The following is a 22,113-nucleotide window of genomic DNA, read 5'->3' on the forward strand; positions in this document are numbered from 1 at the left end:
TTTATGCGGACCAAACCCTACTGGACGCTATTTGGGGTCGCGCGGGGAGGGTGCCCAACGCGCCGCTACTGACCCCGAAGGGGTGGTTCCGCCGTCCGGGGGACGGTGCGAATGGCCCTGAGGGGGCGCCTGCGGACGGCATCTGACGGCCCCTGACCTCGGCGCCCCCCGCCCTCCGGTTAGCGTGGCCGGATGCCGTACTTCGACAGCGCGTCCGCCGCCCCCCTGCACCCCGTGGCCCGGCAGGCGCTGCAGGCCTCCCTGGACGAGGGCTGGGCCGATCCGGCCCGGCTGTACCGGGAGGGCAGGCGCGCCGCGCTGCTGCTCGACGCGGCGCGGGAGGCGGCGGCGGAGGCCGTGGGGTGCCGGGCGGACGAGCTCGTGTTCACTCCTTCGGGGACGCACGCGGTTCACACCGGCGTCGCCGGGGTCCTCGCGGGCCGCCGGCGCGTCGGGGGCCACCTGGTCGTGTCGGCGGTCGAACACAGTTCTGTACTCCACGCGGCGGCGGCGCACGAGGCGGCGGGCGGCTCCGTCACCGAGGTCCCGGTGGACCGGCTGGGTGCGGTGACGGCGGCGGGCTACCGCGAGGCGCTGGGCGCCTCCACCGCGCTGGCCTGTCTCCAGTCGGCCAACCACGAGGTCGGCACGGTCCAGCCGGTGGCCGAGGTGGCCGGGGTGTGTGCGGCGGCCGGGGTGCCGCTGCTCGTGGACGCGGCGCAGTCGCTGGGCTGGGGGCCGGTGGAGGGCGCCTGGTCGGTGCTCGCGGCCAGCGCGCACAAGTGGGGCGGCCCGCCGGGGGTCGGGCTGCTGGCCGTGCGCAAGGGGGTCCGGTTCTCCCCGCAACACCCCGCGGACGAGCGGGAGTCGGGCCGGTCCCCCGGCTTCGCCAACCTCCCCGCGATCGTGGCGGCGGCGGCGTCGCTGCGGGCGGTGCGGGCGGAGGCCGAGGCGGAGGCCGCCCGGCTGCGGGTGCTGGTCGACCGCCTCCGGCGGCGGGTGGTGCGGCTGGTGCCGGACGTGGAGGTGGTCGGCGACGCGGACCGCCGGCTCCCCCACCTGGTCACGTTCTCCTGCCTGTACGTCGACGGCGAGAGCCTGCTGCACGAGCTGGACCGGGCCGGCTACTCGGTCTCCTCGGGCTCCTCGTGCACCAGCTCCACGCTGACCCCCAGTCACGTGCTGCGGGCGATGGGGGTGCTGTCGGAGGGCAACGTACGGGTGTCCCTGCCCCGGGGGACCACGGCCGAGGAGGTCAACGGCTTCCTGGAGGTGCTGCCGGGCGCGGTGGCGGGCGTACGGGAGAAGCTGGGCGTGCGCGAGACCCCGGCGGCGGCTCCGGTGGCGGACTCCGTGGAGCTCGACGCGCTCGGGCTGCGGTGCCCCCAGCCGGTGATCGAGCTGGCGCGGGCCATCGGCACGGTTCCGGTGGGCGGGACCGTGACGGTGCTGTCGGACGACGAGGTGGCCCGGCTGGACATCCCGGCGTGGTGCGGGATGCGGGGGCACGCCTACCTGGGCGAGGCGGAGCGCCCCGCGGGCGTGGCGTACACGGTCCGGCGCCTGGTCTGATCCCGGCACCGGACGCGGCCGGACCCCGCCGCGCTCCCGCGGCGGGGTCCGGTCGGGTACGCCGGTGGTGCCGACGGCCTAGGCCAGGTGCGCCCGGACCTCGGCGGCGGCCTCGTCGCCGTAGGCCTTGGTGAAGCGCTCCATGAAGTGCGCCCGGGCCAGGGTGTACTCCTGGGTGCCGAGGGTCTCGATGACCAGCGTCGCCAGCATGCAGCCGACCTGGGCGGCCCGCTCCAGGCCGACGCCCCAGCCGAGCCCGGTCAGGAAGCCGGCGCGGAACGCGTCGCCGACGCCCGTCGGGTCGACCTTGGCGTTCTCCTCCGGGCAGCCGACCACGATCGGGTCCTCGCCGGCGCGCTCGATGCGCACGCCGTTGGAGCCGAGGGTGGTGACGCGGGTGCCGACCTTGGCGAGGATCTCGTCGGCGGTCCAGCCCGACTTCGACTCGATGAGGCCCTTCTCGTACTCGTTGGAGAAGAGGAAGGTCGCGCCCTCCATGAGGGTGCGGATGTTGTCGCCGTCCATGCGGGCGATCTGCTGCGAGAAGTCGGCGGCGAACGGGATCCCACGCGTCCGGCACTCCTCGGTGTGGCGCAGCATCGCCTCGGGGTCGTCCGCGCCGATCAGGACGAGGTCGAGGCCGCCCACGCGGTCGGCGACGGCCTTCAGCTCGATCAGGCGGGCCTCGCTCATCGCGCCCGTGTAGAAGGAGCCGATCTGGTTGTGGTCGGCGTCCGTGGTGCACACGAAGCGCGCGGTGTGCAGCACCTCGGAGATGCGGACGGACTCGGTGTCGACGCCGTGCCGGTCCAGCCAGGCCCGGTACTCGTCGAAGTCGTAGCCGGCGGCGCCGACCAGGACCGGGCGGCTGCCGAGCTGTCCCATGCCGAAGCAGATGTTCGGGCCGACACCGCCCCGCCGGACGTCGAGGTTGTCGACGAGGAAGGAGAGGGAGACCGTGTGCAGCTGGTCCGCGACCAGCTGGTCGGCGAAACGGCCGGGGAAGGTCATGAGGTGGTCAGTGGCGATGGAGCCGGTGACTGCGATGCGCACGGCGTGGACGCTCCTGCGGAGGACGGCAAGGGACAGCCAAAACTACCCGGTCGGGGGCGCTGGGCCGACCAGTCGAAACTACCCCGTAGTAGCTCTTTCTTCACGAGAGGCGTGGTGCCTACGGTGCCCTCATGACCTACACCGACGGTTTCGCCTCCCCCGAGTACACCGCCGACGCGCGCGGCGCGGAAGGTTCGCGGCAGCCCGGTTTCGCCGGACTGCTGGGCGACTGCGCCCGGATGGCGCCGCACTGGGCGGTTCCGGCGGGCCCTCGGCCGGTCCGGGTGGAGCCCTCGGAGCTGCACGGGATCAGCGTCCCGACGTCCTCGGCCCGCCTGATCGCCTCCACGGCGGCGTACGGGGACCAGTAGGCACCCGGAGGCGGGGGAACCGCTTCCGCGTCTGTTCCGTCACACCCGTATCAGTACGACGGACAGGTGAAGGAGCGATGCGGTGACCAGCGAAGAACCCGACACATCACGCGGCACACGACGGCGGCCGGCCTGGGCCATCGGCTCGATCGCGGCCGCCGTCCTGCTCGCGGGCGGCGGTACGGCGTACTGGGCGTCCACCGCCCACGGCGACGGCACCGCGGGCGGCCGTACGGGCGACGCGGCGGCCTCCGCGCCCCGCGAGGCCGGGGCCCCCTCGGGTCCGGGCATCGCGCCCGGTGAGCCCGACCCGTCCGGCGGCGGGGTGGTCTACCGGGCGGACGTGAAGCTCCCGGAGGCCCCGGCGACGGCGCCGGCGTTCGCCGCGTCCGGCGAGGTGACGGCCGAGGAGGTGTCCCGCCTCGCGGTGGCCCTCGGCATCACCGGCGCCCCGCGGCTGACGGGTGACTCCTGGCTGGCCGGGGAGGCCGCGGACGGCTCCGGGCCCCGGCTCACGGTGACCCGTACGGCTCCGGGTACGTGGAACTTCTCCCGCTTCCAGGGCCGGGACCCGGGCTCCGGCAGCGGCGTCGGGGACGACTGCGTGCGCGGCAGGGACACGTGCGGCCCCGCCACCCTCCCCGGGGCCGGCGGGAGCGGCGCCGAGGCCGGCGCCGGGGCTTCCGGGCAGCCCGTCCCGGAGGAGGCGGCCAAGGCCGCCGCGGCTCCGGTGCTGGCCGCCGCGGGTCAGGCGGGGGCGAAGCCGGACGCGCGCCTGACGCAGGGTTCGGTGCGGGTGGTCGCCGCGGACCCGGTGGTCGGCGGCCTGCCGACGCAGGGCTGGTCCACGCGGGTGGGCGTGGGCGGCGACGGCACGGTGGTGTCGGGCAGCGGTGAGCTGAAGGCTCCCGTACGGGCGTCCGAGCAGCCGGTGACGGGCGCCGTGGAGGCGCTGGCCCGGCTGAACGCGCGGTCGGGCGGTTCGGACGGCTTCGGCCCGGCGCCGAGCGCCTGTGCGACCGCCGTACCGCTCCGGCCGGACAGCGCGGCGGGGGCCACGGACACGCTGCCGTGCAAGCCGGAGCCGCGGCCCGCGAAGCCGCCGCGCACGGAGACGGTCAAGGGTGCGGTGCTCGGGCTGGCCCCCGGGACCGTGGACGGCGTGCGGGGCCTGGTCCCGGCCTGGCACTTCGAGGTGGCGGGCAAGGACGGCGGCCCCGGCCGCACGGTGACGGAGCCGGCGGCCGCCGCGGAGAGCGCGCCGGGCCCGAAGGACGGGCGGACGGTGCCCGGGTTCTCGTACGCGGAGGCGGACCGGAAGCTGACCGTGAACTTCTGGGGCAGCCCGTGCAGCACGTACGCCGTGGAAGCGCGGGAGCAGGCCGGTTCGGTCCTGGTGAAGATCACGGACACGCCGACCAAGCCGGGCCAGGCCTGCATCATGGTCGCGCAGGAGATGGCACTGACGGCCGCGCTCCAGCAGCCGCTGGGTGACCGGAAGGTGCTCGACGCGACGACGGGCAAGCCGCTGCCCCGCCAGTAGGGCCGCCGCGGTACGCGACGAGGGCCCGCCACCGGTCGGTGTGACCGGTGGCGGGCCCTCGTCGTATGCGGGGGCGTCCAGGCCTAGCTGAACGAGTCGCCGCAGGCGCAGGAGCCGGTGGCGTTCGGGTTGTCGATCGTGAAGCCCTGCTTCTCGATCGTGTCGACGAAGTCGATGGAGGCGCCGTGCAGGTACGGGGAGCTCATCCGGTCGGTGACGACCTTCACTCCGTCGAAGTCCTTGACCACGTCGCCGTCGAGCGAGCGCTCGTCGAAGAAGAGCTGGTAGCGGAGGCCGGAGCAGCCGCCGGGCTGGACGGCGACGCGCAGCGCCAGGTCCTCGCGGCCTTCCTGGCCCAGGAGGGTCCTGACCTTTTCGGCGGCGGCGTCGGACAGGAGGATGCCGTCGCTCACGGTGGTCTTGTCGTCCTGTACGGACATCTGCATTCACTCCCGAAGTGGGCGGCTCCCCGCCTCAGGCAGGGAAACGTCGGACTCTTGCCGTCGGTGGCAACGAGCGGGGTCGCGGATTCATTCCGGACCCGACGCTTGTCTCAGACATTCATGCTCGCACACCGGGCGCGGAGGCGGGGTCCGCGGAGCCGCGGGCTAATTCGTCACATTGACACTATCGGCATCGTCAAACTGACATGAAGCGGCTATCATAGATAACGTCAAATAGACGAGAAGTCGAAGCGATGCCTCCGGAAGTCCCGCAGTCCTTCGTCGCAGAACAGAAAGGGTGCGTGTCGTGACCACCGCCCAGCCTTTGGACGTCCAGCCGACGCCGCTTGCCCTGCTGCTGCTCGGCCGCGAAGCCGACCCCAGGAGCGAGCGCGGGGTGGAATGCCCCGGTGACCTGCCCTCTCCGTCGGACCCGAACCTCGTGGCGCGCGCCCGCGCGGCCAAGGAGAAGCTCGGGGACAAGGTCTTCATCCTCGGCCACCACTACCAGCGTGACGAGGTCATCGAGTTCGCCGACGTCACCGGTGACTCCTTCAAGCTCGCCAAGGACGCGGCCGCCCGGCCCGAGGCCGAGTACATCGTCTTCTGCGGCGTCCACTTCATGGCCGAGTCGGCGGACATCCTGACCTCGGACGACCAGAAGGTGGTCCTGCCCGACCTGGCCGCCGGCTGCTCGATGGCCGACATGGCCACCGCCGAGCAGGTCGCGGAGTGCTGGGACGTGCTGACCGAGGCGGGCGTGGCCGAGCACACGGTCCCCGTCTCGTACATGAACTCCTCCGCCGACATCAAGGCCTTCACCGGCAAGCACGGCGGCACGATCTGCACCTCGTCCAACGCGAAGAAGGCCCTGGACTGGGCCTTCGAGCAGGGCGAGAAGGTCCTCTTCCTCCCGGACCAGCACCTGGGGCGCAACACGGCCGTCCGCGACATGGGCATGTCCCTGGACGACTGCGTGCTCTACAACCCGCACAAGCCGAACGGCGGCCTGACCGTCGAGCAGCTCCGCGACGCCAAGATGATCCTGTGGCGCGGGCACTGCTCGGTCCACGGCCGGTTCTCGGTCGACTCGGTCAACGACGTGCGCGCCCGCATCCCCGGCGTGAACGTCCTGGTCCACCCCGAGTGCAAGCACGAGGTCGTGGCGGCCGCGGACCAGGTCGGCTCGACGGAGTACATCATCAAGGCGCTGGAGGCGGCCCCGGCCGGCTCCAAGTGGGCCATCGGCACCGAGCTGAACCTGGTCCGGCGCCTGGCGAACCGTTTCGCCGCCGAGGACAAGGAAGTCGTCTTCCTCGACAAGACGGTCTGCTTCTGCTCGACGATGAACCGCATCGACCTCCCCCACCTCGTGTGGACCCTGGAGTCCCTGGCCGAGGGCAACCTCGTGAACCGGATCCAGGTCGACAAGGAGACGGAGAGCTTCGCGAAGCTCGCCCTGGAGCGGATGCTCGCGCTCGCGTAGGACGGAGCGGTACGGAGTCCGGCCCGCGGGCCGGACCGCGCACGACGAAGGGGCGGCCCCGCAGCGATGCTGCGGGGCCGCCCCTTCCGCCGGTCAGGCGTCGGCCGGAGACTCCTCCCGGGCCGGGGGGACCACCGTCGGCCTGGCCGCGCGGCGCTCGGCGCGCCTGGCGGCACGGCGCTCCTTGCGGAGCTCGACCATCGTGTAGAGCGTCGGCACCAGGAGCAGCGTCAGCAGGGTCGAGCTGACCAGGCCGCCGATCACCACGACCGCGAGCGGCTGCGAGATGAAGCCGCCCTCGCCGGTGACGCCGAGCGCCATCGGGAGCAGGGCGAAGATCGTCGCGAGGGCCGTCATCAGGATCGGGCGCAGGCGGTGACGCCCTCCCTCGACGACCGCCTCGACGACGCCCAGCCCCTGGGCGCGGTACTGGTTGACCAGGTCGATCAGGACGATCGCGTTCGTCACCACGATGCCGATGAGCATCAGCATGCCGATCATCGCCGGGACGCCCATGGGGGTGCCGGTGACGATCAGCAGGCCCAGCGCCCCGGTGGCCGCGAACGGGATGGAGACCAGCAGGATCAGCGGCTGGATCAGCGACCGGAAGGTCGCGACCAGCAGCATGAACACGATCGCGATGGCCGCGAACATGGCCAGGCCGAGCGAGGCGAACGCGTCGTCCTGGTCCTCGGAGACGCCGCCGATGGACGCCGTGGCGCCGTCGGGCAGGTCCAGGGCCTTGAGCTTGGCCTGGAGCTCGGTGCTGACCGCGCCCGTGTTGTCGCCGGTCGGCTTGGCGGTGACGGTGGCGGCGCGGGCGCCGTCGATCCGGGTCATGGCGACCGGACCGGGGACCACCTTGACCTCGGCGACGTCGCCGAGCCGGACCGGTCCGACCGGGAGCGCCTGGAGTTCGGCCAGGGTGGCGGCCGGTACCGCGGACTTGATGACGATGTCCCGCTCGGTGTCGTCCAGTACGGCCTTGCCCGCGGGGTTGCCCCGGACGGCCTGCGCGACGATCGCGCCCAGCGCGGCCTGGTTCAGGCCCGCGTCGGCGGCCTTCGCGGTGGCCGTCACCGAGATCCGGGGGACGGACTGGGACAGGTCGCTCTGCACGTCGGTGACGTCCTTGAGGGTGGCCACCTCCGCGCGGACCTGCTCGGCGGCCTTGGCGAGGACCTCGCCGTCGCCCGCCTTGACGACCACGCTGAGGTTCTGGCTGCCGAAGCCGTCGCCCGCCGTGATCCTGGTCTCGCCGATGCCGTCGAGCGCGGCGAGCGCGCCCTCGATGTCCTTCTTCACGGCGTCCGCGTCGCCGGCGTCCTTCAGGGAGACTTGGAAGGACGCCTGGTTGGAGCCGGTGCCGCCGCCGAAGGCGGCGAGGAAGCCGGAGGAGCCGACGGTGACCTGGTGGCTCTTGACGCCCTTGACCGAGGCCAGGGCCCTCTCCACCGTGCGGCTCGCCTCGTCGGAGGCGGCCAGCGAGGTGCCCGGGGGCAGCTCCTGCTTGATCGTCAGGACGTCCTGCTCGCCCTGGTCGAAGAAGTTGGTCTTCAGCAGGGGGGTCATCCCGAAGGTGGCGACGAGCACGACCACCGCGATGGCCACGCTGGTGAGCCGCCGCCGGGTGGCGAAGCCCAGGACGCGTACGTAGAACCGCTGGAGGCGGCTGCGCGCCTCCTTCTCCTCCGCCTCGCGGCGGGCCTTGGCGGCGCTCTCCGCGTCCCCGGCCGTCACGCCCTTCGGCGCGCTGAGGAACCAGTACGAGAGCACCGGCACGACGGTGAGGGAGACGACCAGCGAGGCCAGCAGGGCCGCGGTCACGGTGAGCGAGAAGGAGCCGAACAGCTCGCCGATCATGCCGCCGACCAGGCCGATCGGCAGGAAGACGGCGACGGTGGTGAGCGTGGAGGAGGTGACCGCGCCGGCCACCTCCTTCACCGCGGTGAGGATGGCGGCCTCGCGCTCCTCGCCGTAGCCGAGGTGGCGCTTGATGTTCTCCAGGACCACGATCGAGTCGTCGACGACCCGGCCGATGGCGATGGTGAGGGCGCCCAGGGTGAGCATGTTGAGCGACAGGTCGCGGGTCCACAGCACGATGAGCGCGAGGACGACGGAGAGCGGGATGGAGACCGCGGTGACCAGCGTCGAGCGCACGGAGGCCAGGAAGACCAGGATCACGATCACCGCGAAGAGCAGGCCGAGCAGGCCCTCGGTGGTGAGACTGGAGATCGACTTGGCGACGGCCGGGCCCTGGTCGCTGACGACGGTCAGCTCGGCTCCGGCCCCGAGGGTGGAGCGCAGCTCGGGCAGCTTGTCCTTGACGGCGTCCGAGATGGCGACGGCGCTGCCGTCCTTGTCCATGGTGAGGACGAGGGCGAGGCTGGGCTTGCCGTTGGTACGGGTGATCGAGACGGCCTTGGCGGGCTCCTGTCTCACCGTGGCCACGTCGGCGAGGCGGACGGCGGGCCTGCCCGGGCCGGGGCTGAGGCGCAGGTCCTCCAGCTGGGCGAGGGAGGTGTAGCCGGAGCCGACGCGCACGGTGCGGTTCTTGCCCTGCTCGTCGAAGGAGCCGGCGGGGACGGCCGCGCCGCCCGCCTGGAGGCCCTGGGCGAGGGCGGCGCCGTCGAGGCCCGCGGCGGCGAGCCTGGCGTCGTCGGGGGTGACGGTGACCTGGAGGTCCTGGACCCCGTCCACGGTGACCTGGCCGACGCCCTCGATGTCCGACAGGACGGGGACGACGGAGCCCTCCAGCTGGTCGGCGAGCGCCTGCTGGTCCTTGCCGGAGGTGACGGCGAGGATGACGGTCGGGATGTCGTCGGTGGAACCGGCGACCACCTGCGGGTCCACCTCGGCGGGCAGCCGGACGCGGGCCCGGTTGACGGCCTGCTGGACGTCGGCGACCAGTTGCTTGGTGCCGCTGTCGCCGTAGTCGAAGGTGGCCATGACGAGGGCGTTGCCCTCGCTGGCGGTGGACGTGATGCCGGTGATGCCGTCGACGCCCCCCAGCATGGCCTCGATCGGTTCGACGACCTGCTTCTCCACCACGTCGGGCGAGGCGCCCTGGTACGGCGCGAGCACGGACACCATCGGCAGTTCGATGGACGGCAGCAGCTGCTGCTTGAGCTGCGGGACGGCTATGGCGCCGAAGAGGAGCGCAACGAGCGACACGAGGCCGATCAGCGGCCTTTGGGCGAGGCTGAAGCGGGACAGCCAGGACATGGATGGGATCTCTCTGCAGTGGTGGAGGCGTGGCCCCCCAGCCTTTCCCATGCCCGGAGCGGGCTGCGTCGCTCGCAGGTGCCGTCCTTATGTGCGGCATACCGCGCCCGCAGTACGCCGTACTACTGCGGTCGGCCGCGCGCTACTCGGTGCGCGGGCGGACCAGGCCCGATTCGTACGCAATGACCACCAATTGGGCTCGGTCGCGGGCGCCGAGCTTGGCCATGGCCCGGTTCACGTGGGTCTTGACGGTGAGCGGGCTGACCTCCAGCCGGCCGGCGATCCCGTCATTGGACAGCCCCGAGGCGACGAGGACGAGGACCTCGCGCTCGCGGCCCGTGAGCGCGGCGAGGCGCTCGGAGTGCGCGGAGCCGGTGGCGGGGGCGTCGGCGCCGCCGCCCTGCGCGAGGAAGGTGGCGATGAGCCCCCGGGTGGCGGCCGGCGAGAGCAGCGCGTCACCGGCGGCGGCGACGCGGATGGCGTTGAGCAGTTCGTCGGGCTCGGCGCCCTTGCCGAGGAACCCGGAGGCTCCGGCGCGCAGGGCCGCGACCACGTACTCGTCGACCTCGAAGGTCGTCAGCATGACGACGCGCACGGCGGCCAGTTCCGGATCCGCGCTGATCATGCGGGTGGCGGCGAGCCCGTCGGTGCCGGGCATCCGGATGTCCATGAGGACGACGTCGGGGCGCTCCCGCCGGGTGGTCTCGAAGGCCTCGGCGCCGTCCGCGGCCTCGCCGACGACCTCCATGTCGGACTCGGAGTCCACGAGCACCCTGAAGGCGCTGCGCAGCAGGGCCTGGTCGTCGGCGAGCAGGACGCGGATGGGCGCGTCGGCGGTCGGTTCCGTCGGAGTGTGGTCCACGGGGTGAGCGTACGTCCGGGCCGGCGGGCGCCCGCCCCGCGGGCCGGGGTCCGGCCGGTCAGCCCAGGGCGAGCACCACCAGGGCCGTGGTCGCCGCGACCTCGGCCAGGGCGCCGAAGACGTCCCCGGTGACCCCGTCGAAGCGCCGCACGCAGCGCCGCAGGAGCAGTTCCGCCGCGCCGAGGGCGGCCAGTACCGCGGCCGCGTGCGCGGCGGCGGACGGCAGCCCGAGCGGGAGGGCGCAGGCCCCGGCGAGCAGCACGGTGAGCACGGCGAGCGCGGCGGCCGCGTCGCGCGGGACCACCCCGGCGACGGCGGCGCCGAGGCCTCCGGGGCGGGCGGGCGGGACGCCGTCGCGGGCGGCCAGGGTCATGGCGAGCCGGGCGGCCACCGCGGCGGTCACGGCGGCGAGGGCGCCGCGGACCCAGCTGTCGGCGTACGCGTCGGCCAGGGCGGCGACCTGGACGAGCAGCACGAGCACCAGGGCCACGACGCCGAAGGGGCCGATGTCGGACTGCTTCATGATGCGCAGCGCGTCCTCGGCCGGTTTCGCGCTGCCCAGCCCGTCCGCGGTGTCGGCGAGCCCGTCGAGGTGGAGCCCCCGGGTGAGTGCGGCCGGCACGGCGACGGTCACGGCCGCGGCCAGCAGCGGTCCCCCGCCGGCCGCCAGCAGCAGCGCCCCGGGGACGGCGGCGAGCAGGCCGACGGCCAGTCCGGCGAGCGGTGCGCAGGCCATGCCGGTCCGGGCGGCGGGCCGGTCCCAGCGGGTGATGCGGGCGGGCAGCACGGTGAGGGTGCCGAACGCGAAGCGGACGCCGTCGCGCAGCGAGGCGCGTTCCGGCGGCGGCGCCATGGGCGGGTCATCGAACGAATCTTTCATCGTCGCGAACGCTACCGGTCGGCGCCGGGCGGTAAGTTACCCATTACGGGCAAAATCGGTATTCGGCCGCCTCGTATCCGGCCGGAGAGGGAGCGGATGCGATGGGTCAGTGGTGGTACCGCAACATCGTGGAACCGGGGAAGCTGCCGCTGTTGCTCGCGCTGCTCTCGTTCGTCATGTCGTTCCTGATCACCCGCGTGATCACCCGGCTGATCAGGGCGGGTAGAGGGCCGTTCAAGAACGTCACCCCGGGCGGCATGCACATCCACCACGTGGTGCCCGGCGTCATCCTGGTGATCATCGGCGGCTTCGGTGCGGTCGCCAGTGCCCGGCACAGCTTCGGCGCCGCCCTCTCGGCCGTCGTCTTCGGCCTGGGGGCGGGCCTGGTCCTGGACGAGTTCGCCCTGATCCTGCACCTCGACGACGTCTACTGGAGCGAACAGGGCCGCAAGAGCGTGGAGATCGTGGTGCTGACGGCCGCCCTCGTGGCGCTGGTCCTCGGCGGGTTCGTGCCGTTCGGGGTGAACGGCCTCACCCCCGAGGAGCGGCAGAGCCGCGGACTCGTGGTCATGAACACCGCCGCGAACTTCTTCCTGGCGCTGATCGCCCTGTGGAAGGGCAAGGCCCGCACCGCGTTCTTCGGCACGGTCATCCCCTTCGTCGGGCTCATCGGCGCGGTCCGCCTCGCCCGGCCGGAGTCCCCGTACGCGAAGCGGTTCTACGGGAAGCGCCCCCGCGCCCGCGCCAAGGCGGCGCTGCGCGCCTTCCACCACGACCGGCGCTGGTCCACGCCGCGCCGGAGGTTCGAGAACTTCATCGGCGGCACCCCCGACGAGGAGCGGCCCGTCGCCACGGCGCCGGAGAAGCCGCCGGGGACCTGAGCCGGCGGAACCCGGCGGAACCCGGAATGAACGGCGGCGGGCCCGCCCCCGTTGCGGGGGGCGGGCCCGTGGTGCCGGTCGGTCGCCGGGGCTCAGCCCGGGATCAGGCCGTCGTCGGCGAGCATGTCCCTGACCTCGTCCAGGCCGGCGTCCGGCCCGGGCAGGATCAGCTCGGACGGCTCCAGCGCCTCGTCCGGAAGCGGGTCGCCGAGGCGCCGTACCGCTTCGAGCAGCGCGCCCAGCGTGCGCCGGAAGCCCTCCTCGTCGCCGCCCTGCACTTCGGCGAGCAGCTCGTCGTCCAGCTTGTTGAGCTCGGTGAGGTGGCTGTCGGCCAGCTCCACCTGGCCCTCCCCCATGATGCGGACAATCATGACGGGCCCCGTCCTACTGCTTGTCGAACCGGTGCTGGGTCTGCGGCGGCTGGGCGGAGCCCGGGGCGCCACCCTCGATGGCCGACTGCTGCGCGGACGAACCGCCCGCCAGTTCGGCCTTCATCCGCTGGAGTTCGAGCTCCACGTCCGTACCGCCCGAGAGGCGGTCCAGCTCGGCCTGGATGTCGTCCTTGGAACCGAGGCCGCTGCGGTCGTCGAGCGCACCGGAGGCCAGCAGTTCGTCGATCGCTCCGGCGCGGGCCTGGAGCTGGGCGGTCTTGTCCTCGGCCCGCTGGATGGCCAGGCCGACGTCGCTCATCTCCTCGGAGATCCCGGAGAAGGACTCCGCGATCCGGGTCTGCGCCTGGGCCGCGGTGTAGGTGGCCTTGATGGTCTCCTTCTTCGTCCGGAAAGCGTCCACCTTGGCCTGAAGGCGCTGCGCGGCGAGGGTCAGCTTCTCCTCCTCGCCCTGGAGGGTCTGGTGCTGCACCTCCAGGTCACTGACCTGCTGCTGCAGGGAGGAGCGGCGGGCCAGGGCCTCGCGGGCCAGGTCCTCGCGGCCCAGGGCGAGGGCTTTGCGGCCCTGGTCCTCCAGCTTGGCCGACTGGCCCTGCAGCTGGTTCAGCTGCAGCTCCAGGCGCTTGCGGGAGGTCGCCACGTCGGCGACTCCGCGGCGCACCTTCTGAAGCAGCTCCAGCTGCTTCTGGTACGAGTAGTCGAGGGTTTCGCGCGGGTCCTCGGCCCGGTCAAGGGCCTTGTTCGCCTTCGCGCGGAAGATCATCCCCATACGCTTCATGACACCGCTCATGGGCTTCGCGCGCCCCCTTCTGACGGACTTCGCTCCAGGTCACCAACAAGACCCACAGTACGGGCCCTGTCTCCATTACCGCACTGTTCGAGCACGGATGCGCTCCTCCTCCAGGACGACTACGCCCGCGCCCTGTCAGGCGTGAGGAGTAGGTGATCCCAGGAGAGGGGCCCTCCGGACGGACCGTGCACCTGGAAGACGCCCGCCGTTGCCGGATCGTTCCCCACCGGGGTGGGGCACGTGCCCGCAACCACGTAGGCTTGGGTTTTGTGTTTGGTAGCCGCTCCTCCAAGGAAGAGAAGGCCGCCGCCACCGACAAGGTGAGCGCCGACCTCTCGCAGCCCCGTCATCCGCAGGCCCCGAAGGGCCGCCCTACGCCGAAGCGCGCTGTGGCCCAGTCGCAGCGCAAGACCGTGGTGGCCTCGACCGGCAACCGCAAGGAGGATGCCAAGCGGGCCCGTGAGCGCCGCCGTGTAGAGATGGCGAAGCAGCGCGAGGCTCTGGCCAACGGCGACGAGCGTTACCTGCCCGTCCGTGACAAGGGCCCGGTGCGCCGGTTCGTACGCGACTACGTGGACTCCCGCTTCTCGGTCGCCGAGATGTTCCTGCCGCTGGCAGTGATCATCCTGGTGCTGAGCATGGTGCGGGTCCCCTCGATCCAGAACATCGCGCTGATGCTGTGGCTCGGCGTGATCGCGCTGATCATCGTCGACTCCGTCGGCCTCGTCCTGCGCCTCCGCAAGGCGCTGAACCAGCGCTTCCCGGACGAGCCCCGCCGCGGCGCCGTCGCGTACGGCCTCATGCGCACCCTCCAGATGCGCCGGCTCCGCCTGCCCAAGCCGCAGGTCAAGCGCGGGGAACGGCCCTGAGTTCAGTGGCGCCCGGAGCCACGGCTCCGGGCGAGGACTTCTCGGGCGGTGCCCGGATCTGGCTCGAAGGCCTCGGCGGGCTGCGCAACGCGGTCCGCCAGGAACTCGTGGGCCGCCAGGTGGACGAGCAGATCGCGCACCGCTTCCCGGTCGGGCAGCGGCTGCGCGTGCTCGACGTCGGCATGGGCCAGGGCACGCAGGCCCTGCGGCTGGCCCGCGCCGGGCACAAGGTGACCGGCCTGGAACAGGACCCCGGCATGCTGGCCGTGGCCCGCGAGGCGCTGGCCCGGGAACCCGCCGGGATCCGCGACCGGGTCCGCCTCATGGAGGGCGACGGCCGCGAGACCGGCGCCCACTTCCTGCCCGGCAGCTTCGACGTGGTGCTGTGCCACGGGGTGCTGATGTACCTGCCCGAGGCGGACGCCATGCTCGCCGGACTGGCCCGGATGCTGGCCTCCGGCGGGCTGCTGTCCCTGCTGGTGCGCAACGGCGACGCGCTCGCCATGCGGCCCGGGCTGGGCGGCGACTGGGCGGGGGCGCTGGCCGCCTTCGAAAGCCTGGACTACACGAACCGCCTCGGCCTCGACGTGCGCGCCGACCGGCTGGCGGGGCTGACGGCCACGCTGTCGGGCATCGGGGCACCCCTCCAGGCCTGGTACGGGGTGCGTGTCTTCACCGACGGGACCGAGGCCGGCGAGACCCTCCCGCCCGACGAGGAACTGGAGCGGCTGCTCGCCGCCGAGGACCGTGCCGGGCGCACCGATCCGTACCGCGCGGTCGCGGCGCTGCTGCACCTGTGCGGCGTACGGGGCTGACCCGCCGGGCTCCGGCACGACGGACCCGGGCCGACGGACTTCAGGGCCCTCCGGGAGCGGGCGACCGCTCCCGGAGGCGAACCGCTCAGGCGTCGAGCGCCGCGCGCAGGCTCATCGTGTAGAGCTCGGTCCCGCTGTCGTCGGACAGCTTCACCTGCTCGGTGCCGCCCTCCAGCAGGTCCTTCCAGTACTCCCCGATCCAGGACTCCGCGTCGCCCTGCGTGGTGAACTCCTCCGGCACCACCGACGGGCTCGCCTCGCTGCCGTCGGCCGTCTCGAACCGCCACGTCCACGCCATGTCCGCCTCCGTTGCTCGTCCGCTGTCCGCTGTTCGCGCTTCTCGCCTTGAGTGTGCCCGCAGAGTAACCGGGCGCGCAGCTCTCCCGGCGACGCGGGAGGATCATCCTGTGGAACTCACTCTGCTCGGCACCGGCACACCCGAGGGGCTGCCCCGCCCCGGCTGTCCCTGCGCGGCCTGCGCGCTCTCCTTCGGCACCCGGTCCCGCGCGGCCACCGCCGTCCTCGTGGACGGCGCCCTGCTGCTGGACCTGACGCCCGGGGCGGTCCTGGCGGGCGCCCGGGCCGGGCATTCCCTGGCCGGCGTACGGCAGGTCCTGCTGACCCACCCGCACGACGGCCCCCCGGTGGAGCTGCCGCCCGGGCTGCCGGCCGCCGGGCGGGTACCGGACGGCCGGGAGCTGGCGGTGATCTCGGGGCACCGGGTACGGGCGGTGCCGATGGACGCGCCGGGCACCGGGTACGAGGTGACGGGCCCGGACGGCAGCCGGCTGCTGTACCTGCCGCCCGGCGGGGCCCCGGCCGGTACCAACGGGACGACCGGGCAGCGCCCGTACGACATGGTCCTCGCGGACGTGCTCGGCCGGCCCGAGGCGCTGGCGAGGCTGCGGGCGAGCGACGCGATCGGCCCGGCCACGGACGTGATCGCCGTGCACCTGGACCACGACACCCCGCCGGGCCGGGAACTGGAGCGGCGCTGCGCGGCCGCCGGGGCGAGGGCGGTGCCGGACGGCACCACGGTGATCGCCGGGGAGTACCACGCGGTACCGGACCTGCCGCGGCGGACGCTGGTGCTGGGCGGGGCCCGCTCGGGCAAGTCCTTCGAGGCGGAGCGGCGCCTCGCGGCGTTCCCCGAGGTGCTCTACGCGGCCACCGGCGGCACCCGGGACGGGGACACGGAGTGGGCCCGGCGCGTCGGCCTGCACCGGGAGCGCCGCCCGGCGACCTGGCGGACGGTGGAGACCTGCGACCTGGTCCCGCTGCTGGCCGAGACCGGGCCGCCGTTGCTCGTGGACTGCCTGGCGCTGTGGCTCACCGACGCCATGGACCGGGTCGGGGCCTGGGACGACGAGGTGTGGGCCAAGGGCGGCCACCAGCAACTGGAGGAACGCTCGGCCGAGTTGGCGCGGGCGGTCCGCACCGCCCGGCGGCCGGTGGTGCTGGTCAGCAACGAGGTGGGCTCCGGGGTCGTCCCGGCGACGGCCTCGGGGCGGCGCTTCCGCGACGAGCTGGGCCGCCTCAACACCGCGGTCGCCGCCGAGTGCGAGCACGTCCTGCTGGTGGTCGCCGGACAGGCGCTGGTCCTCAAGGACTGAGCCGGCCGGCGGCACCTGATTGATCCTCACCGCGCCCCCAGGGGAGGGCCTCACCGGCTGTACGCTCTGCCAGATGAGCACGCTGAATCTCGACGACTTCTCCGATCTGATCGAGCGCCCCGACGGGGGCGTCCGGCGTGATGCCGAGGAACGCCGTGAACGGCTGGCCGTGCCGCCCGGCGCGCTGGGCCGGCTCGACGAGCTCGCCGAGTGGCTCGCCGCCGCGCAGGGGCAGGTGCCGGTCAAGCCGATCGAGCACCCCCGCGTCGTGCTGTTCGCCGCCGACCACGGGATCGCCGCCGAGGGCGTCTCCGCCCGGCCCGCCGGGAGCGCCCACGCGCTGGTGCGGGCCGTGCTCGACGGGGCGAGCCCCGTCGCCGTCCTGGCCCGCCGGTCCGGGGCGACCGTACGGATCGTCGACGCCGGGCTCGACTGCGACCCGGGCCTGCTCCCCGACGAGGTGGTCAAGCACCGCGTACGGCGCGGCAGCGGCCGGATCGACGTGGAGGACGCCCTCACCGTCGAGGAGGCGCGCGACGCGCTGCGCCTCGGGATGCGCATCGCCGACGAGGAGGCGGACTCGGGAACGGACCTGGTGGTCCTCGGGGACCTCAGCGTCGGCGGCACCACGGTGGCCGCCACCCTCGTCGCCGCCCTGTGCGGGACGGACGCCTCGGTGGTCACCGGACGCGGCGGCGCGCCGATCGACGACCTCGCCTGGATGCGCAAGTGCGCGGCGATCCGCGACGCGCTGCGCCGGGCCCGCCCGGTCCTCGGCGACCAGGTCGCGCTGCTGGCGGCCGTCGGCGGCGCCGACGTGGCAGCGATCACCGGCTTCCTGCTCCAGTGCGCGGTGCGCCGCACCCCCGTGATCCTCGACGGCGTCGTCTCGGCGGCCTGCGGACTGGTGGCCCAGCGGGCCGCGTTCCGGGCTCCGGACTGGTGGCTGGCCGGTCAGGCGAGCGGCGAGCCGGGCCAGGCGAAGGCACTGGACCGCATGGCACTCAACCCTGTACTCGACCACGGCGTCACAGTGGGCGAGGGAACCGGGGCGCTGCTGGCCCTCCCCCTGGTCCAGGCGGCCGCCGCGCTCGCGGCGGAACTCCCGGAACGGGCGGCGCAGGAACCGACGGAATGAGCCGCCGGGGCCCGCGGCCCTGACCAGGCCGTGGCTCCGGAACGGCCCACCCCTGGCCAGTGGCGCCCCATATGATCGCTTTTTATGGGAGAGGTCCGTTTGACCAGCGTAGAGACCGACCGCGGTGCGGCACAGGCACCGGGCTCGGCATCCGGAAGGAAAGAAGCCGGCGGCGATCCCGCCGGCAAGGGGGCGGGCGGCGGCCGGGAGACCGGCCGGGGGACCGCGCGCTCACGACGGGGCGCGGCGTTCGCCGTCTGGTACCTGCGCGTCGTCACCTTCGTCAACTTCCTCAGCGCGGTGTGGCTTTCCCTCGGGCAGGACCTGCGCCGGCACAACACCGAGGACTTCTACACCCCGTACCTCCTCACGGCGGGCTTCGCCTCCGGGCTGTTCTCGCTGCTGCTGGCGGTCACGATGGGCCGCCGCAAACGGGCGGCCTGGATCCTGAACCTGGTGCTGGGCGGAGCGCTGCTGCTGGCCTTCGCCACCGCGGCCTTCGCGCCCTGCACCGGCGGAGACCTCAGCCTCTGCTACCCGGAGTTCCGGGGCCACGCGCAGAACTGGGTGTCCCTCGGCCTGACCGCCGCCTTCGTCGGCTCCCTGCTGCTGGGACGCCGGGAGTTCTACGCGCGCGGCGACCGCTCCAACCCGGCGCTGGCCACCGTCGTCGCCGCCCTCGGACTGCTGGTGACCTCGCTGGTCGCGGCGCTGCTCGTCGGCGCCACGAACACCGACCCGGACAGCTCCGAGGCCACTTTCCTGGCCCGCTGGCGGTACGGGGTGATGCGGCTGATCACCCTGGCGCCCGACGCCCAGGCCTCGCGCGCGATCACCACGCCCGGCTGGGTGGACGTCGTCGTCAACGTGATGTCGATGCTGCTGCTTCTCGCCGTGCTGTTCGCGGCGTTCCGCTCGTGCCGCGTCGTCGACCCCCTCTCCGAGGAGGACGAGGAGCGGCTGCGGGCGCTGCTCGCCCGGCAGGGCGACCGCGACTCGCTCGGCTACTTCGCACTGCGCCGCGAGAAGTCCGTCATCTGGTCCCCGACGGGCAAGGCCGCCGTCACCTACCGCGTCGTCGGCGGCGTCTCGCTGGCCTCGGGCGACCCGATCGGCGACCCGGAGGCGTGGCCCGGGGCGATCGACCCGTGGCTGGCCGAGGCCCGTGAGCACGGCTGGGTCCCGGCCGTGATGGGCGCCAGCGAGGAGGCGGGCCAGATCTACGCCCGGCACGGCCTCGACGCGCTGGAGCTGGGCGACGAGGCGATCGTCGAGACCGCCGAGTTCACCCTGGACGGCCGCGCCATGCGGACCGTCCGGCAGGCGTACAACCGCGTGAAGCGGGCCGGGTACACGGTCCGCATCCGCCGCCACGCCGACATCCCGGCGGACGAGATGGACGTCCTGCTGCTGCGCGCCGACGACTGGCGCGACGGCGCGACCGAGCGCGGCTTCTCGATGGCGCTGGGCCGGCTGGGTGATCCCGGCGACGGGCAGTGCGTGATGCTGGAGTGCACCGACGGCAACGGCGACCTGCGGGCGGTGCTGTCCTTCGTACCGTGGGGGCCGAAGGGTCTGTCGCTGGACCTGATGCGCCGCGACCGGGACTCCGAGAACGGCCTGATGGAGTTCATGGTGATCGAACTCCTGGAGCGCTCCAAGGAGATCGGGGTCACCCAGGTCTCGCTGAACTTCGCGATGTTCCGGTCCGTCTTCGAGCGCGGGTCCCGCCTCGGCGCCGGTCCGGTGCTGCGGATGTGGCGCTCGCTGCTGAGCTTCTTCTCCCGCTGGTGGCAGATCGAGTCCCTCTACCGGGCCAACGCCAAATACCGGCCGATCTGGGAACCGCGGTTCATGCTCTTCGAGAAGAGTTCGGACCTGTTGCGGATCGGTATCGCGGCGGGCCGGGCCGAGGGCTTCCTGGAGGCTCCCGGCCTGCCGAAGTGGCTGCACCGCAGACACCTGGAGACCCGCCGTTGACAGCGCGGACCCCGTCCCCCTCGCGCCGGTTCGCCCGGCGCGAGTGGGGGCCCATGTTCTGGACCGTCCGGGACGCCCTCGTCCACGAGAAGTGGCGCGCGGTCCCGATGACGCTCGGCGCGGTCTGCCTGACCTCGGTCTTCCAGATCGTGCAGAACACCTCCTGGGGCTTCCAGGCCGTCCAGAACCTCGGGTCCGTCAAGGCCGTCGACCCGCTGGGGCTCGCCCTGCTGCGCACTCCCCTGTCGCTGTTCGTCCCCGCCCTCGACCTGCCGGTGTGGGGCGCGCTCGCGCAGGTCCTGCTCGTCTTCGGGATCTCGGAGATCTGCATCGGCTGGTGGCGCACCCTGCTGATCGGCTACGTGGCCACCCTCGCCGGCACCACGTACGCCCGGATCGGGCTCTCCCTGAGCCCGGACCACCCCTTCGGCCTGCCGGCCTCCGACCGCGTCGTCAACGACACCGGGCCCTCGGCGGCGGTGGTCGGGCTGGCCCTCTACGTGTGCTGGCGCTACCGGGCCTACCTGACCGGGGCCCTGGTGGTCCTGGTGATGATCGGCGAAGTCCTGGTCAAGGACAACCTGGCGGGCAAGGAGCACCTCGCGGCCATCGCGGCCGTCATGGCGGTGTGCGTCCTGCGGGCCGCCTGGAGCGCGGAGCGCTCCGGGTCGCCCCTCGGCCGGCGCCCGCCGCCCGTGGACACCCGCTAGTCCGGGAGCCGGGAGCCGGGTCCGGTCCGGTCCGGTCCGGGAAGCCGTACCGTATCGGGGTGACGACACCCCCCGGGCCGTTCGGGTCCACCCGGCTGTGGATGCGGGACCATCCGCTCGCCACGGACGCCGTGCTGGCGTTCGGGGCGTTCGTCGCCATGGTCGTCGGCTCCTACGCCGATCCGCACGGCCCCCACGGACCCACCTTCGGGACCCGCGATCCCGAGCCGATGTCCCTGCTCCTGATGCTGCTCGGCGCGGCCGCCCTGGTGCTGCGGCGCGGGCGGCCGCGCACCGTGCTCGCCGTGACCTGCGCGCTGTCGCTGCTGGAGCTGACCACCGGGGATCCGCGGGCCCCCGTCGTCATGTGCACGGTGATCGCGCTGTTCACGGTGGCCGCCCGCACCGACCGGCCCACGACCTGGCGGGTCGGCCTGCTCACCATGGCGGGCCTGACGGGCGTGGCCATGCTGGCCGGGCCGCTGCCCTGGTACGCGCAGGAGAACCTCGGCATCTTCGCCTGGACCGGCATGGCCGCCGCCGCCGGGGACGCCGTCCGCAGCCGGCGGGCCTTCGTCGACGCCATACGGGAACGGGCGGAACGGGCCGAACGCACCCGCGAGGAGGAGGCCCGGCGCCGGGTCGCCGAGGAGCGGCTGCGGATCGCCCGGGACCTGCACGACGTCGTGGCCCACCACATCGCCCTGGTCAACGTGCAGGCGGGGGTGGCCGCCCACGTCATGGACAAGCGTCCCGACCAGGCCAAGGAGGCCCTGGCCCACGTACGGGACGCCAGCCGCTCGGCGCTGAACGAGCTGCGGGCGACGGTCGGGCTGCTGCGCCAGTCCGGCGACCCGGAGGCGCCCACCGAGCCGGCGCCCGGACTCGCCGTCCTGGACGCGCTGGTGGACACCTTCCGCAACGCCGGCCTGCCGGTCGAGGTGTTCGTCCAGCTCGGGCCGGAGGCCGTCGGCCCGGCCCCGGGTGCCCTGCCGGCCGCGGTGGACCTGGCGGCGTACCGGGTCATCCAGGAGGCGCTGACCAACGTCCGCAAGCACGCCGGCCCGGAGGCCCGCGCCGAGGTGAGCGTGGTGCGGATCGGCCCCTCGGTGGAGGTGACCGTGCTGGACGACGGCGGCTCCCCGGACGCCTCCGCCCCGGAGCCGTCCGACCCCGGCGGCGGCCACGGGCTGCTCGGCATGCGCGAGCGGACGGGCGCCCTGGGCGGCTCCTGCTTCGCCGGCCCCCGCTTCGGCGGCGGCTACCGGGTGCACGCCGTCCTCCCCCTCTGACCGGCGAGTGAGCCGAAGGGGCGCGCCCGGGGAACGGGGCCGAGCGCGCGGAGGAAACCCGAGGGACGAGGGTTTTCGAGCACGCACGGCCCCGTGAGCCGGGCTTCGGCGCCCCGGAGGCGAACCGAGCCGCCAACAAGAGGGCCGCGCGCGGAGGAAACCCGAGGGACGAGGGTTTTCGAGCACGCACGGCCCCGTGAG

At 73.4% G+C, this 22,113-nt stretch carries 20 protein-coding genes; 12 read left to right on the forward strand and 8 right to left on the reverse strand.

The annotated features are described in order from the left end of the window. Window positions 1-192 precede the first annotated feature (192 nt). On the forward strand, window positions 193-1,572 hold the full coding sequence (locus tag ACFWW8_RS01645; RefSeq protein ID WP_386522112.1) for a cysteine desulfurase/sulfurtransferase TusA family protein: 1,380 nt from the start codon (window positions 193-195) through the stop codon (window positions 1,570-1,572). A gap of 78 nt (window positions 1,573-1,650) precedes the next feature. Here ACFWW8_RS01645 and ACFWW8_RS01650 read toward each other — a convergent pair whose 3' ends face one another. Further along, the gene (locus ACFWW8_RS01650) at window positions 1,651-2,625 is read right to left on the reverse strand and encodes a carbohydrate kinase family protein (RefSeq protein ID WP_386522114.1); all 975 of its coding nucleotides are present in this window, start codon (window positions 2,623-2,625) and stop codon (window positions 1,651-1,653) included. 131 nt (window positions 2,626-2,756) lie between these two features. On the opposite strand from ACFWW8_RS01650, the gene ACFWW8_RS01655 reads away from it, so the two are divergent. After that, window positions 2,757-2,996: a hypothetical protein gene (locus ACFWW8_RS01655; RefSeq protein WP_386522116.1), complete on the forward strand. Its 240-nt coding sequence runs from the start codon at window positions 2,757-2,759 to the stop codon at window positions 2,994-2,996. Between the two features lie 82 nt (window positions 2,997-3,078). Next, window positions 3,079-4,539: a hypothetical protein gene (locus ACFWW8_RS01660; RefSeq protein ID WP_386522119.1), complete on the forward strand. Its 1,461-nt coding sequence runs from the start codon at window positions 3,079-3,081 to the stop codon at window positions 4,537-4,539. Between the two features lie 83 nt (window positions 4,540-4,622). On the opposite strand, the gene ACFWW8_RS01665 is transcribed toward ACFWW8_RS01660, so the two are convergent. Next, window positions 4,623-4,979 carry an iron-sulfur cluster assembly accessory protein gene (locus ACFWW8_RS01665; RefSeq protein WP_267720836.1) on the reverse strand — a complete coding sequence of 119 codons (357 nt, stop codon included), beginning with the start codon at window positions 4,977-4,979 and terminating at the stop codon, window positions 4,623-4,625. A gap of 301 nt (window positions 4,980-5,280) precedes the next feature. Between ACFWW8_RS01665 and nadA the strand changes: the two genes are divergently transcribed. Then, window positions 5,281-6,468, forward strand: coding sequence for a quinolinate synthase NadA (gene nadA / locus ACFWW8_RS01670; protein WP_386522122.1), 1,188 nt, complete (start codon window positions 5,281-5,283; stop codon window positions 6,466-6,468). Between the two features lie 93 nt (window positions 6,469-6,561). Here nadA and ACFWW8_RS01675 read toward each other — a convergent pair whose 3' ends face one another. The 3 genes from ACFWW8_RS01675 to ACFWW8_RS01685 all read right to left on the reverse strand — a co-directional run bounded on the left by ACFWW8_RS01675 (window position 6,562) and on the right by ACFWW8_RS01685 (window position 11,435). Next, the gene (locus ACFWW8_RS01675; RefSeq protein WP_386522125.1) at window positions 6,562-9,693 is read right to left on the reverse strand and encodes an efflux RND transporter permease subunit; all 3,132 of its coding nucleotides are present in this window, start codon (window positions 9,691-9,693) and stop codon (window positions 6,562-6,564) included. Between the two features lie 142 nt (window positions 9,694-9,835). Then, window positions 9,836-10,555, reverse strand: a complete 720-nt coding sequence (locus ACFWW8_RS01680; protein WP_386522128.1) for a response regulator — start codon at window positions 10,553-10,555, stop codon at window positions 9,836-9,838. A 58-nt stretch (window positions 10,556-10,613) separates the two neighbouring features. Then, entirely contained in the window at window positions 10,614-11,435 is an 822-nt protein-coding gene (locus tag ACFWW8_RS01685) for an adenosylcobinamide-GDP ribazoletransferase (RefSeq protein WP_386522130.1), read from the reverse strand. A gap of 101 nt (window positions 11,436-11,536) precedes the next feature. Here ACFWW8_RS01685 and ACFWW8_RS01690 point away from each other — a divergent pair, with 101 nt between their 5' ends. Further along, complete coding sequence (locus tag ACFWW8_RS01690; protein WP_386522133.1) at window positions 11,537-12,316, forward strand: hypothetical protein; 780 nt, start codon at window positions 11,537-11,539, stop codon at window positions 12,314-12,316. A gap of 92 nt (window positions 12,317-12,408) precedes the next feature. On the opposite strand, the gene ACFWW8_RS01695 is transcribed toward ACFWW8_RS01690, so the two are convergent. Together ACFWW8_RS01695 and ACFWW8_RS01700 are read right to left on the reverse strand one after the other, a co-directional pair. Continuing rightward, window positions 12,409-12,687, reverse strand: coding sequence for a hypothetical protein (locus tag ACFWW8_RS01695; protein ID WP_386522135.1), 279 nt, complete (start codon window positions 12,685-12,687; stop codon window positions 12,409-12,411). A 13-nt stretch (window positions 12,688-12,700) separates the two neighbouring features. After that, entirely contained in the window at window positions 12,701-13,495 is a 795-nt protein-coding gene (locus ACFWW8_RS01700) for a PspA/IM30 family protein (RefSeq protein ID WP_386522137.1), read from the reverse strand. 269 nt (window positions 13,496-13,764) lie between these two features. Here ACFWW8_RS01700 and ACFWW8_RS01705 point away from each other — a divergent pair, with 269 nt between their 5' ends. Continuing rightward, a complete protein-coding gene (locus ACFWW8_RS01705) occupies window positions 13,765-14,364 on the forward strand; it encodes a DUF3043 domain-containing protein (RefSeq protein ID WP_386522140.1) in 600 nt (199 codons plus the stop codon). A gap of 107 nt (window positions 14,365-14,471) precedes the next feature. Beyond that, entirely contained in the window at window positions 14,472-15,179 is a 708-nt protein-coding gene (locus ACFWW8_RS01710) for a class I SAM-dependent methyltransferase (protein ID WP_386522241.1), read from the forward strand. 85 nt (window positions 15,180-15,264) lie between these two features. Here the strand turns inward: ACFWW8_RS01710 and ACFWW8_RS01715 are convergent, their stop codons facing one another. Further along, window positions 15,265-15,477 (reverse strand): hypothetical protein, encoded by a 213-nt coding sequence (locus ACFWW8_RS01715; RefSeq protein WP_267720825.1) that lies wholly within the window; start codon window positions 15,475-15,477, stop codon window positions 15,265-15,267. Window positions 15,478-15,586: 109 nt separating this feature from the next. On the opposite strand from ACFWW8_RS01715, the gene ACFWW8_RS01720 reads away from it, so the two are divergent. The 5 genes from ACFWW8_RS01720 to ACFWW8_RS01740 all read left to right on the forward strand — a co-directional run bounded on the left by ACFWW8_RS01720 (window position 15,587) and on the right by ACFWW8_RS01740 (window position 21,912). Next, the gene (locus ACFWW8_RS01720) at window positions 15,587-16,792 is read left to right on the forward strand and encodes a bifunctional adenosylcobinamide kinase/adenosylcobinamide-phosphate guanylyltransferase (protein WP_386522143.1); all 1,206 of its coding nucleotides are present in this window, start codon (window positions 15,587-15,589) and stop codon (window positions 16,790-16,792) included. A gap of 73 nt (window positions 16,793-16,865) precedes the next feature. Further along, window positions 16,866-17,930, forward strand: coding sequence for a nicotinate-nucleotide--dimethylbenzimidazole phosphoribosyltransferase (cobT, locus tag ACFWW8_RS01725; protein ID WP_386522146.1), 1,065 nt, complete (start codon window positions 16,866-16,868; stop codon window positions 17,928-17,930). 84 nt (window positions 17,931-18,014) lie between these two features. Further along, window positions 18,015-19,910, forward strand: a complete 1,896-nt coding sequence (locus ACFWW8_RS01730) for a phosphatidylglycerol lysyltransferase domain-containing protein (protein ID WP_386522149.1) — start codon at window positions 18,015-18,017, stop codon at window positions 19,908-19,910. A 53-nt stretch (window positions 19,911-19,963) separates the two neighbouring features. Continuing rightward, window positions 19,964-20,620 (forward strand): hypothetical protein, encoded by a 657-nt coding sequence (locus tag ACFWW8_RS01735; RefSeq protein WP_386522152.1) that lies wholly within the window; start codon window positions 19,964-19,966, stop codon window positions 20,618-20,620. 59 nt (window positions 20,621-20,679) lie between these two features. Next, window positions 20,680-21,912 (forward strand): sensor histidine kinase, encoded by a 1,233-nt coding sequence (locus ACFWW8_RS01740; protein WP_386522155.1) that lies wholly within the window; start codon window positions 20,680-20,682, stop codon window positions 21,910-21,912. Window positions 21,913-22,113 lie beyond the last annotated feature (201 nt).

Source organism: Streptomyces sp. NPDC058701, from assembly GCF_042715295.1.
Taxonomy (GTDB): domain Bacteria; phylum Actinomycetota; class Actinomycetes; order Streptomycetales; family Streptomycetaceae; genus Streptomyces.